Raw genomic sequence first — 12,082 nt, 5'->3', positions numbered from 1 at the left:
GCTGATAGCTGATAGCTGATAGCTGATAGCTGATAGCTGATAGCTGATAGCCAAAGAATGTTTTACTAAATTATTTAATCAAGGATTTTATAAGCTTGTTATTGAGGAAATAACAAGTGGCGGAGTGGACGGGACTCGAACCCGCGACCCCCGGCGTGACAGGCCGGTATTCTAACCAACTGAACTACCACTCCGCAGTGGTATGTGCATGGGGTAATGCACTTACTAATTTTAATCATGATATCAAATGGCGGAGTGGACGGGACTCGAACCCGCGACCCCCGGCGTGACAGGCCGGTATTCTAACCAACTGAACTACCACTCCGCAGAGATATCTTTTTACTTGTCATTACTTAATTTGTTGGCGGAGTGGACGGGACTCGAACCCGCGACCCCCGGCGTGACAGGCCGGTATTCTAACCAACTGAACTACCACTCCAGCATACAAATTTTGTAATATAACATTGTTTAAATAGTTGGCGGAGTGGACGGGACTCGAACCCGCGACCCCCGGCGTGACAGGCCGGTATTCTAACCAACTGAACTACCACTCCAGCGCATATTTAAACTGTTATTTTTTCTTATTGGCGGAGTGGACGGGACTCGAACCCGCGACCCCCGGCGTGACAGGCCGGTATTCTAACCAACTGAACTACCACTCCATAATAAGAATATGTTTTACAACCATACGTTGTGTAAGTGTTGGCGGAGTGGACGGGACTCGAACCCGCGACCCCCGGCGTGACAGGCCGGTATTCTAACCAACTGAACTACCACTCCAGCTTTTACTTACAAGTTTTACGAAAATGGCGGAGTGGACGGGACTCGAACCCGCGACCCCCGGCGTGACAGGCCGGTATTCTAACCAACTGAACTACCACTCCATATTTTCGTTGCTGTTTAGGTCTCCCTGACAGCGGCGTGAATAATACGAACCAACCCCTATTTCGTCAAGGGCTTTTTTGTTTTTTTATAGGTTTTTTAGTCATCTGTCATCGAAAGGTTTAAAATTTCACCTGATCTGTCATTTTTTGAGCCATTTTTACCGACTTGATTTTTTTCTGTGTCGGCAACACCACCTTCACTTGTTTTCTTTTTCTTTAAAAAAGGCAGCTTCACTTTAAATTTAATCGATTTTTTCTGAACAAATATACGAATTAACAACCAACCGAGTAATAAAATGAGCGTATTGCAGCCTACAATTAAACTAATAATTGCCGATGTGGCCATTTTTTCTTCAACAGGCTCACTCTCAATCATTTTATCTGGCGTAATAATTGTTGCCGAATCAATTTCGGGCACCGCTTCTATGGGTCGTTCTATCTCAAATTTATACGTTGGTAGCGTTGCCATAAATTCACGGCCATTAATATTAGTGCCAAAAACAGACAGTTCAACACTATATCTACCCCAATCATAATTTTTAACACTAAGCTGACGTGAGTCTTTAGCTGCAGCATCTATGGTAAACATTTGCTCTTCGTTATTGGGATAGTAGATTTTTCCCTGGATGATGACTGTCTCTGGCTTAACAATACTTGGGTCTATATTTATAGTTAACAGATGCTCGTCTGTGTCTTGTTCTGCTAACGCGACTTCGGTTATAAAAGGTGGCTCGTGCACTTCTATTGTATTTTGCACAATGCGACGCTGCAGCAGAGGTGTTGCCACGTAAAGCTCTGGTGTCCATTCACCCGCAGGGAAATCTAAAGTAAACTCGCCGGTAAACACACCATCTTTAGGACGCTCATCAAATCCACGTCCATCGTCTTTAAATTCCGCTACTTCTTGAATGCCTGCGCCAAAGTTAGCAAAGTTTTCATTGTTGGTACTTACAAAGTCAACATTAAGGCTCACAACATCCCTAAATAGGTTTGTGTTAATTGGCTCACCGTCGTTTAGTATTTTCCCGGTGATTTTTATTGTCTCCCCCCTAAACAACATTGAAGGAAGAGGCTCTGCCTCAAGAGATATTTCGCCTAATACAACTATTCTGCTGTCGGGTAAAATACTGCCTATTACTTGCCAAGGACCCGCCATAGGTTTTTTTATGGTAACTAAATCGTAGCTGAGTTCGTCAAACCAATCTAAGTTAGGGTTTTTAACTGAGTCAGTAGCAAAGTACTTACTGCCATCGGGTCGCACTAAAATAACAGCAGGTGCACCTGATTTTCTAAAAAACAGCAGTGTTATTTCATCTATTTTGCTATCTATGCGAAAACGATTATCAAGTAAAGGGATCTCATTTTGATGCCCATCGCGCTTGAGCACTTCTACTTGTTTTACGCCATATGCATTGCCAGTAAATAAACTAGCGGCACATAACGCTGTTACAAAATACATCGTTTTCATTAAATCGCCTTATTCTGCGCGCCATATACATTGGCCGCCTTCTTTGTTTACAAGATCTAATCGTGCTTCGTGTGCGCTTTGCTCAGCGTCGCTTGCTCGCAATACAACTAATGGGGCTCTATCACTATTTAAACGCTTTATACCGCCTTTCTGTTGCTCGCTGCCGTCATCTTTGTTTTGATTCAAATTCAGCTTTGTTTGACCACCCGTCATGGCAAGGTAAACATCGGCTAAAATTTCAGAATCCAGTAGCGCGCCGTGAAGTGTTCGCTTTGCGTTATCTACATCGTAACGACGACATAATGCATCAAGATTGTTCTTTTGACCTGGATGCAAGTCACGCGCCATTTTAAGCGTGTCGAGAACTTGACAAAAAGTCTCTGTTTTAGGATAGCCCTGATTAAGTAGTGCAAATTCATTATCCATATGACCAACATCGAACGGTGCGTTATGAATAACTAACTCTGCCCCTTCAATATAGTCGAAAAACTCTTGGGCAATTTGATGAAATAACGGTTTATCACGTAAAAATTCGTTAGTGATACCGTGAACGTCGATTGCTTCTTCTTCGCTTGGGCGTTGTGGGTTTATATAAACGTGAAAGTTATTGCCTGTTAAACGGCGATTTACTAACTCCACACAACCAATTTCTATAATACGGTGCCCTTGTTTAGGGTCGATGCCGGTGGTTTCTGTATCTAAAACTATTTGTCTACGTGCCATATCGAATTTAGCCTGATTCTGGTATCTTTCTATAATCACTTTATTGTACATAAGATCAAGGTAAAACAGTGCAAAAAACCGTAGAGATTTACACCGACGGCTCATGTTTAGGTAATCCAGGCCCCGGCGGTTATGGTATTTTTATGATTTATAACGGCCACGAAAAAGAAATGAGCCAAGGTTATAAACTCACAACAAATAACCGAATGGAAATGCTCGCGGCTATTGTAGCCCTAGAATCACTCACTCGAGAATGCGATGTAAACCTAACAACCGATAGCCAATATGTTAAGCAAGGCATTGAATCGTGGATCACTAACTGGAAAAAACGTGGCTGGTTAACATCAGCTAAAAAGCCGGTTAAAAACGTCGATTTATGGAAACGCTTAGATAAAGCCTGTAGCGAGCACAATGTAACTTGGAAGTGGGTTAAAGGGCATAGCGGCAATAAATACAACGAAATAGTTGACGATTTAGCGCGCGATGCCGCTGGCAGTAAAGATTTACTAGAAGATGTAGGCTACCAGCCTTAAATTTATTCTAAGCTAGTTGTTATACCAATTTTATTAAAAACATGTTCATTCTATCGCATTAAATAACTCACTAACTGCGTTAAAAATTATTCATATAAAACAACTATATGTCACAATTTTCGCCTTGTTAATGTGCTATTTTCTTAGCGCTATGATAGATCACTTATTTAATGCAATTGGTATTATTTTTTTGCTCGCACGATTTAAAGTGTTGCTTTGACGTTTGTCTAAGCCCTGCCCCTTTTACTGGTGCAAACTGCGGCCTAGCATGCCACTTAGGTTTTATCGGCGTAAGTGGCGCAACTCTTTTTCGTGCCACCAGCATATAAACACTGCCCATTGGTTTTAAATACTGTTTTGCAAAAGTCCGCCAAAACTCAAATCTTGATAACCTGTTACCTCTTGCCAGTGATGAATAAATAAAACGTTCGTCACTTACAATTTCAAAACCCAATAAATTTAGCCAATCTTTAACCCTCGCAGGGGTAAAAAAGCGCCCCGTCCATGGTAACTTCTGACCACTAAAAGGCAGCATTTGTGCAAGCCCACACAAACTAAACGGATTAAAACCAGTCACTAGTATATAACCGCCCGGAATAAGCGTGCGATGTGCTTCTCGTAAAATGTGATGTGGGTCTGAATGATACTCTAAGCAGTGGCTTAGTATACAAGCATCAATACTGTGCTCGTAAAATGGCAATTCATCTATGTCAGCAACTACCCCAGTGTAAGGCCCAGGCTCTGCAACACACACTTGGTGTTTAATCGTACTTATACTTGTGTTTAATTCGCCACTTAAATTACCCAACTTAAGCATATGATAGCCAAACATACGCGGAAGCCATTGCTCCATTTTACGTTCAATATCTGTGCGTAAATAATCCCCATGAGGAAACTGCTGCCACGACAGTGGTTTGGGTCCTTCTTGAAAACTAAGGGCTGGTTTCATTTTTTGAGCTCGTTATACTATGCGATAAGTGTCACTTTATAGAGCAATTTACCATGGTGCAAGTCAAAGCAATTAAAGCCTTTTCTGATAATTACATTTGGTGTTTAACTACCGATAACAGTAACCAAGCATGGGTAGTCGATCCAGGCCAAGCACATCCCGTATTAACGTACTTAGCTGAGCACAAACTAACGCTTGGTGGCATTTTAATTACGCATCATCACTACGACCACACTGATGGCGTAGCTGAATTAGTTGACGCCTATCCAGATATATCGGTTTATGGCCCTGCAAATAGTCCATTTAAAGGCGTCACTCACGCACTCACTGATGGACAAAGCATCAGTGTGCTTAATATTAACTTTACTATTTTAGCAACTCCTGGGCACACGCTTGATCATATTTGTTACACAAATGATGAACTTGCTTTTACAGGCGATACATTATTTAGCGGCGGATGTGGGCGCTTATTTGAAGGCACGCCAGAGCAAATGTGGAAATCTTTTAATAAACTAAGAGAGCTGCCTGCAAGCTGTGTTGTTTATTGCACGCACGAATACACGCAAGCTAATCTTGCCTTTGCCGAAGCAGTTGAACCACGCAATCCAGAACTCCTTGAGTACAGTAAAAAAGTAGATGAATTACGCAGTAATAATCAAATTTCTCTACCGACCTCTATTGGACAGGAGCTAAAAATAAATCCATTTATGCGTAGCGATTTGCCAACCATTATAGAGTTAGTGCCAGAGAAATTTATCTCGGTTACAAAAAACAATGAACCTTGGGGAAACTTTGCGAGTCTGAGACAGTTCAAAGACAATTTTTAATGCAAAAACTAATACTTTAATATTTATTTCATTAGAATCATCAACTTAAGATATAGTGATGATTCTATTTCTGCGTTTTAAAAAGTCATTAAGTGGCAATGTTAACTCATAACAGGTAGTATTCGCCGAGTTTTTTACCCGATGTATTGGTATTTATGAATAAATCTCCCCTATTAGTAGCCTTGGCGTTAGCGCTAAGTGGTTGTCAAACTGTGACAACATTAGAGTCAGACTCTCAAGTTGCCACGCAAGCAAACCAACAACTCGAAGGCGCAAGTCCTAACGACATTAACAATGCATTGATGGTAAACGCGCAATATCAGCAAGTTGACTCTGATGAGCAAGAAGCGCCCGTGTTTGATGATGTGTGGGAGCGAATTCGCTACCAACTTTCTATCGAAATACCGCAAAACCGCCCTGTTGTTACTGAACGTAACTATTACGCTCGCCACCAAGCCTATTTAGATCGTATTTCTAAACGTGCAGAACCTTACTTACACTTTATCGTTGAAGAAGTAGAAAAGCGCGAAATGCCAATCGAAATTGCACTACTGCCTATTGTAGAAAGCGCATTTGACCCATTTGGTTATTCTAATCGCAGCGCATCGGGCATTTGGCAGTTTATGCCTGCAACCGGTGAGCGATTCGATTTAAAACAAAACTGGTGGTACGACGGTCGTCGCGACATAGTGCAATCGACTCGCGCAGCACTTGACTACTTGTCGTATTTACATAAAACACTTGAAGGCGATTGGCTAAATGCGATTGCTGCTTACAACTCAGGTGAAGGGCGTTTAATGCGCGCGATTAAAAAGAATCGTAAAAAGCATTTACCTACCGATTTTTGGTCTCTTGATTTACCTAGCGAAACAACAGCCTACGTACCAAAGTTATTAGCACTTGCCGATTTATTAAAACGCTCAGATGATTTTAATGTTACATGGCAACCAGTAATTAATGCACAAGTGGTTGAAGTGGTTGATGTTGGCTCGCAAATAGATTTAGCACTTGCTGCTGATATGGCTGATATGACGCTTACTGAGCTATACAGATTAAACCCTGGTTTTAACCGCTGGGCAACTGATCCTAATGGCCCACATTCTTTATTACTGCCAGTAGATAAAGCAGAGCAATTTAGCCAAAAACTAGCAAACACTGATGTTAAAAACAGATTACGCTGGCAACGTTATATTGTGGCTCGAGGCGACAGCTTATCAGTAATTGCCAAAAAGTTTACAACGAGCTCAAGTGCAATCCGATCGCTTAATAAACTCAAATCAAATACGATTAAAGTAGGCCAAGAATTATTAGTCCCGCTTACTGATGGCGCTATAAATAGCGAACATTTACCAAAGCAGATGCGCTTAGCTGCTAATAAAGCAACTCGCACAAAGCTTTCGCACACAGTTAAAAGTGGCGACACGTTATGGGACATTAGCCGCGAATATGACGTAACTATGGATGAGTTGGCTAAATGGAATAAGCTAAAGAAAAACTCTGTACTGCGCCTAAATCAAAAACTTACTGTGTATAAGTCAGCTAATAAACCACAAGCAACGGCAAGTACCAACCGTACTATTACATACAAAGTACGCCGTGGTGACTCACTTGCACGTATTGCGTCTAAGTTTAATCTAAGCGTTAACGAAATTATTAAGTGGAATAATTTAGCCGGTCAAAAATACTTACAACCTGGCCAAAAGCTAAAACTTAAAGTAGATGTCAGAAGTAGTTAATTTATAAAACTATATTAAAAGTAAAAAGGAGCGCATGCGCTCCTTTTTTAATACTTTAAAATTAAAGGATTAAGCAGGTAGTTTTTCTAGCCATACTTTTAACCAAGGCTCGGTTACCGGCCACGGTTCAAAATCTTCACATGCATCTATTTCTAGGCGGTTGCCCACAGGCTTTGCTTGTAAATCACGAAGTAGCTCGTCAAAGCTTCGCCCTGCGCCACAAAATGTATCGCCGTAACATCTGTCACCCATTGCAATTACACCAAACGGTTTATCGGTAAGCATTGGGAAAGTGCTATTCATTGCAAAATACAATCCGGCTAAATTACTCGGTACATCACCTTGGCCTGTTGTGGAGGTAACAATTAAAATATGCGATGCATTTTTTATATCATCAAGTGATGCTTCAGTAATTACTGTAGCAGTATGACCCGCTTGCTCTATTGTGGCTGCAACTTCATCGCTTAAACGCTCTGCACCGCCATTAACGCTGCCTACAAAAATACTAATATGTGCCATTAATAATCCTTTTCTTGCTCTGGCCAACCTAGCTGCTTACATATTTCAAGCATGTCTTCACCTAGTGGCGCTTTAATTGTTATTGATTCATTACTATAAGGGTGCACAAAACTAAGCTCTGTTGCAAATAACATTAAGCGTCTTAGCTCAAAATGCTCTCTAAAAAATTGATTATGCTGGTTATCACCATGATTTACATCACCAATGATAGGCAGTGATAAGTGCTTTAAGTGTCTGCGAATTTGATGCTTGCGCCCGGTTTTTGGAAAACACTCAACTAACGAGTAACGCACTGTTGGATACTTACCTATAGGAATAGGCAATGCAGCTTGGTGCAAGCAATTAAACTGGGTTTGCGCTTCTTGCGGTGCTTTATCTTGATCTGCAAACTTATCGGCTATTTTATCAAGTTCTTCTTTAAGCGGTTTATCTAAAAATACCGACTCTGGTGCAAAACCGCGCACTAAGGCTAAATAGCGCTTAGCAATGGTACCTTCAATAAATAGCTGGTTCATATCGCGAGCTGCTTCCGAGCTCAATGCAAACAGCAATACGCCCGACGTAGGTCTATCGAGCCTATGTACTGGAAATACATGTTGCCCTAGCTGGTCGCGCAACATTTGCATAGCGAACTGGGTTTCGTGTTTATCTAAAAACGAGCGATGCACTAATAAACCTGAAGGCTTATTTATAGCCACATAGTTTTCATCTTGATACAAAATAGTCAGCTCGCCATATTCAATAGGCGCTGGACGCTCACTCATTTGGTTCTCCAAAAAAGGTATCAAGGGCTGTTAGTAATTCAATTATTTCATCGCTTCCGGCTTTATTCACAAGTGTCATTTGCGCCATAGGGGCAATAGCAAAGTTACGCGGCAGTGGTTGCCTATGTGTTATTAATTGCCGTATTTTTTCAATAAATACAAACTGTAACCACTGCTCAAATGCCATTGTATCGTGACAAAAAGGAGTATTTGAAAGCAGTGCCTCAGCGTCTATTGGCTCACTTTGCCAAAGCGCGTGTTTTTGTAAAAGTGCCGTTAGCTGCACTAAATAAGTTTGGGTTTGCTGGTACATAACCACCCTCTTTTATATATGTAATGCAATTATACCCTGTTCCCTCATAGGCGGCTATGACGTATAATTAATGTAATTTTGCAGTAAAAACAGTTGAGAAAACAATGAGTGATCAAATAGCTACATTAGGTCAGCTTTTAGATAGTGCGGGTACTCAGTGGCGTGCTTTTGATATTGGCAGGCACATTACTAAGCTTGATAAAAAACAATTTTTAGCTATTGAACAAGCTCAAGTGCCTTACCCTTATCCACTTGCTGGTCATGCATGGCTCGCTATTCAATTTTGGGATACTAAAGCCAGTAAAGAACCGTATGTATGGTTTTTAAAATTCCCCCTTGATGAGCAAAGTATGCTGGTAAGTGCTAGTCGCGATCACTTTGCTGATATGGTTATTCAAGCGCTAGGCACTGAAATTACAGGCGAGCAAGCCGATGGAAAGCTTGATAATAACCCTTATGTTTTTACACCAAACGCAAATAAATTAGCGGCATTTAACGCCCAAGTAAAAGTACTATTAAAACAGCCTGCATCGCAGTATTACGAGCATGCACAATTGTACTTTAGCGGTAAAATTGGTTTTGATAATTGGCAAAGTGTTGCACTACAGGGTATTGCCGATTTTGCACTACGCTTAGACAGCGATACAAACTTAAGTAATCTGCAAAAAGCATGGGCGCATTTACCTATTGAAGTACTACAACCACTCAGTGCAATGCTTGAACACGTTGAAATACCAACATCAATGAGTGAGTTAATTGTTGATTACACCCAGGGTGCAATTAGTAACAACGACACAGTGGCTATAACCGCAGCACTAAGATCAGCTTCAAAAGGTCAAGCTCAAGGATTATGCGCTCAATTAGTTGATACTGTACTAAGCTCACCAGTGAAGCACGACTCTGACGTGTTACTAACAATAGCTGGGCGGTGTTTTAAACAATTAGAAAACCCTGAACGCTTACATGTATTTATGGATAATTGCGCGCATCATCAAAAAATTGAAGAATTGTTTCCAAGTATTTTTGCTGACTTAGTTGCAATACCAACTATTCGCCCGCATTTATTAGGCTTATTACGTAAAGAAGATCGTAGCGAAACCCTCGCGCGTGCAATTGGAAGGTTATTCTCTTAAATGGCAAGTTTATGGACGTTCATACTTATTGGTAGTGTAATTTACTTATTTTGGCTTAACCGAAAGGTTGCTGAAGCGGCGAACGTTCATGCTAAACGTCAAAGTGAGCAACTGCAGGTGCAGTTAATGAGTGTTGCATGCACAAAACGCCGCTTTGGTTTTTTAAAGAACGGCAAGCCAGGCATTAAAAGTGAATTTATATTTGAGTTTTCAAGCGACGGTGAAAATGCTTATCAAGGTGTGTTAATTATGGAAAATGAGTTTTTGAAAAGTGTGGTTGTTCCACCCCATAAAATATAAAACTTAATATACTTTAGGAGTATATGTCTTAAATTAATAAATTTAATTCAACACAAAAAACTAAGGCGTAACTAAAGTTACGCCCCAATTGGACTGCATCCTGCTAGATATCCATTATCTTAAATCCGTATTATCATCCCCTGAACGAGTAAACAACCTTGTTTACCCTCACATTGCATCCTGCAATATCCATGGCCACCTTGGCAAACCCACGAAATCTATCGTTTGGCTACATCCGTAGCATCATCCCTGGTAATCCTTTAAAGTAGCTCCTGCCACTTTTGCATCCTGCAATATCCATAGCCATCTTGGCAAACCCACGAAATCTATCGTTTAGCTACGTCCCGTAGCATCATCCCTGGTAATCCTTTAAAGTAGCTCCTGCCACTTTTTGCATCCTGCAATGTCCACTTGCCATCTTGGCTGTCCTGCGTAAACTAACGCTCCTGCTACTTCCTGTAGCGTCATCCGTGATTATCCTAAAGTAACTCCTAGCTACTAAGTGCTTCATGCACTTCCTTATTCTTCCTTGTATCCGTTTTAGCTTGTCCTTTATGCTTCCTGCTAGCGTCTGCTATGTTGCCTATTCCTTATCCTTGGCAGTAACTCAATCATTGAGCTATGTCGTCTTGACAAAGAGAAGTTTAAAGCAATCAGGGGAGAGAAATAGGACTTAACATTAAATAAATAAACGTCACAAAAATGAAAAAACAAAATAAATACTGCAGAACAATAGCTTAGAACAAAAAAGGCTACTTATTAGTAGCCTTTAAGTGACAATGCTTACGATGATGTGAGATATATCTCACGGTCTTATGTCCGTTTGGGCGCATTGGCTTACATTATAATTTTAAATAGTTGGCTCAATTATTGATTTAAACAGTAACTCGCCCTCTACTTGGTTAAAAGTAAGGTGTTTAAATGCTTCAAACTTTTCAGTTTTAAAAAATTCAATGTGCTCCTTACGTGTTACAAATACAGCCATCCCTGTTGACTCAGCGTTGCATTTAACTAAGTCGTCAAGCCCGCGTAGTAAGTAACGACCAAAGCCTTGTCCATGAAAATGCGGATCTACGGCAATAAAAGCTAAAAAATAGTAATTGCCTTTCTCTTTAAGGGCGTCTCTAATTGTTTGTTCTTTATCTATTAATTGATTTGTTTGTAAGTATCCCGCACTCAGCATTAATTTTAAACGCCAGTGCCAATAACGCTGCGCTTGTAATTGGCTATTAGATTCAAATACACACGCTACTGCTTTTAATTTATCGTTGCGGTATAAACCAATTAATGGCTGTTTTTCTTGCCAAAAACTACTGAGTTCTTCGCGAATTAATGATCGTAATTTTTTTTCGTAAACTGATTTATTTTCGTCATTGTAGCTAAGCATGTTTAGTAATACAGGATCGTCATGATAAGCCTGATAAATTAGGCTCGCTGCAGTACTAATATCTTCTGCAGCTAAATACTGTACGCTGAACGTATCAGCTGGTGTGGTTACACTCATTGTATTTCCTTTATTATTTTAGCTATAGGCTGTTTAACTTTAAACCTAACTATATACCTAAAATTATTAACCGTAAATTCAGCGAGAGTTTAACTAGCAGGAGGTACAGTTAGGTACTAGTATGAATTTTCATTCATTTAAAGGAGCAATATCATGGATACGACAAAACACGACATTAACACACTTTTTGCACAGCTTGGATTACCAAATAGTGATGAGCAAATAGATGCATTTATTGCCTCACATGAATTAGAAGACACAACACTACTCCAAGAAGCTTCTTTTTGGGATGAGGCACAACAACACTTTTTAGCTGAATCCCTCGCACAAGACGGAGATTGGAGTGAAGTAATTGACGAGTTAGATGTACGCATTCGTCAAAGTAAGTAATTTTATTTAATGTACCCTCCCTTATTTATTGCTAACATA

General features: G+C 40.4%; 13 protein-coding genes and 7 tRNA genes. 6 read left to right on the top strand and 14 right to left on the bottom strand.

All coding sequences use genetic code 11. The features are described from left to right. Positions 1-117: 117 nt before the first annotated feature. From H5126_RS15875 to dnaQ, 9 genes are all read right to left on the bottom strand, one after another. Positions 118-194 (bottom strand) — tRNA-Asp (locus H5126_RS15875). Between the two features lie 54 nt (positions 195-248). Then, a tRNA-Asp gene (locus H5126_RS15870) sits at positions 249-325 on the bottom strand. Between the two features lie 37 nt (positions 326-362). Beyond that, positions 363-439 (bottom strand) — tRNA-Asp (locus tag H5126_RS15865). Positions 440-477: 38 nt separating this feature from the next. Further along, positions 478-554 (bottom strand) — tRNA-Asp (locus H5126_RS15860). Between the two features lie 31 nt (positions 555-585). After that, positions 586-662 (bottom strand) — tRNA-Asp (locus H5126_RS15855). A gap of 41 nt (positions 663-703) precedes the next feature. After that, a tRNA-Asp gene (locus tag H5126_RS15850) sits at positions 704-780 on the bottom strand. Positions 781-807: 27 nt separating this feature from the next. After that, positions 808-884, bottom strand: a tRNA-Asp gene (locus tag H5126_RS15845). Between the two features lie 97 nt (positions 885-981). After that, the gene (locus H5126_RS15840; protein ID WP_182721489.1) at positions 982-2,352 is read right to left on the bottom strand and encodes a TIGR03503 family protein; all 1,371 of its coding nucleotides are present in this window, start codon (positions 2,350-2,352) and stop codon (positions 982-984) included. 9 nt (positions 2,353-2,361) lie between these two features. Continuing rightward, the gene (gene dnaQ / locus H5126_RS15835; protein WP_024606537.1) at positions 2,362-3,075 is read right to left on the bottom strand and encodes a DNA polymerase III subunit epsilon; all 714 of its coding nucleotides are present in this window, start codon (positions 3,073-3,075) and stop codon (positions 2,362-2,364) included. Positions 3,076-3,143: 68 nt separating this feature from the next. Between dnaQ and rnhA the strand changes: the two genes are divergently transcribed. Further along, a complete protein-coding gene (gene rnhA / locus H5126_RS15830; RefSeq protein WP_002963021.1) occupies positions 3,144-3,608 on the top strand; it encodes a ribonuclease HI in 465 nt (154 codons plus the stop codon). 163 nt (positions 3,609-3,771) lie between these two features. Here the strand turns inward: rnhA and H5126_RS15825 are convergent, their stop codons facing one another. Next, positions 3,772-4,557, bottom strand: coding sequence for a class I SAM-dependent methyltransferase (locus tag H5126_RS15825; protein WP_002963022.1), 786 nt, complete (start codon positions 4,555-4,557; stop codon positions 3,772-3,774). Positions 4,558-4,610: 53 nt separating this feature from the next. Between H5126_RS15825 and gloB the strand changes: the two genes are divergently transcribed. Together gloB and H5126_RS15815 are read left to right on the top strand one after the other, a co-directional pair. Beyond that, the gene (gloB, locus tag H5126_RS15820) at positions 4,611-5,384 is read left to right on the top strand and encodes a hydroxyacylglutathione hydrolase (protein WP_182721490.1); all 774 of its coding nucleotides are present in this window, start codon (positions 4,611-4,613) and stop codon (positions 5,382-5,384) included. Between the two features lie 155 nt (positions 5,385-5,539). After that, complete coding sequence (locus H5126_RS15815) at positions 5,540-7,120, top strand: LysM peptidoglycan-binding domain-containing protein (RefSeq protein WP_149602939.1); 1,581 nt, start codon at positions 5,540-5,542, stop codon at positions 7,118-7,120. A 69-nt stretch (positions 7,121-7,189) separates the two neighbouring features. Here the strand turns inward: H5126_RS15815 and H5126_RS15810 are convergent, their stop codons facing one another. Genes H5126_RS15810 through H5126_RS15800 form a run of 3 tightly spaced genes read right to left on the bottom strand, consistent with a single transcriptional unit; the run spans position 7,190 to position 8,716 of the window. Then, positions 7,190-7,639 (bottom strand): flavodoxin, encoded by a 450-nt coding sequence (locus tag H5126_RS15810; protein WP_010553680.1) that lies wholly within the window; start codon positions 7,637-7,639, stop codon positions 7,190-7,192. Then, positions 7,639-8,403 carry a tRNA pseudouridine(65) synthase TruC gene (gene truC, locus H5126_RS15805; RefSeq protein ID WP_002963028.1) on the bottom strand — a complete coding sequence of 255 codons (765 nt, stop codon included), beginning with the start codon at positions 8,401-8,403 and terminating at the stop codon, positions 7,639-7,641. Before truC ends, H5126_RS15810 begins: the two co-directional genes overlap by 1 nt. Beyond that, positions 8,396-8,716 (bottom strand): YqcC family protein, encoded by a 321-nt coding sequence (locus H5126_RS15800; RefSeq protein WP_182721053.1) that lies wholly within the window; start codon positions 8,714-8,716, stop codon positions 8,396-8,398. The genes truC and H5126_RS15800 overlap by 8 nt, the downstream gene beginning before the upstream one ends. Before the next feature lie 104 nt (positions 8,717-8,820). On the opposite strand from H5126_RS15800, the gene H5126_RS15795 reads away from it, so the two are divergent. Both H5126_RS15795 and H5126_RS15790 read left to right on the top strand, forming a co-directional pair. Then, positions 8,821-9,849: a DUF3549 family protein gene (locus tag H5126_RS15795; RefSeq protein ID WP_182721052.1), complete on the top strand. Its 1,029-nt coding sequence runs from the start codon at positions 8,821-8,823 to the stop codon at positions 9,847-9,849. Next, the gene (locus H5126_RS15790; RefSeq protein WP_002963032.1) at positions 9,850-10,149 is read left to right on the top strand and encodes a DUF3301 domain-containing protein; all 300 of its coding nucleotides are present in this window, start codon (positions 9,850-9,852) and stop codon (positions 10,147-10,149) included. 850 nt (positions 10,150-10,999) lie between these two features. Here H5126_RS15790 and H5126_RS15785 read toward each other — a convergent pair. Continuing rightward, a complete protein-coding gene (locus H5126_RS15785; RefSeq protein ID WP_182721051.1) occupies positions 11,000-11,653 on the bottom strand; it encodes a GNAT family N-acetyltransferase in 654 nt (217 codons plus the stop codon). A gap of 153 nt (positions 11,654-11,806) precedes the next feature. Between H5126_RS15785 and H5126_RS15780 the strand changes: the two genes are divergently transcribed. Further along, positions 11,807-12,043 carry a DUF2789 domain-containing protein gene (locus H5126_RS15780; protein ID WP_002958240.1) on the top strand — a complete coding sequence of 79 codons (237 nt, stop codon included), beginning with the start codon at positions 11,807-11,809 and terminating at the stop codon, positions 12,041-12,043. Positions 12,044-12,082 lie beyond the last annotated feature (39 nt).

Origin of the sequence: Pseudoalteromonas sp. SG45-3, assembly GCF_014164075.1 — a bacterium.
Lineage (GTDB): Bacteria > Pseudomonadota > Gammaproteobacteria > Enterobacterales > Alteromonadaceae > Pseudoalteromonas > Pseudoalteromonas distincta.
This window is presented reverse-complemented; position numbering and strand designations above follow the sequence as displayed.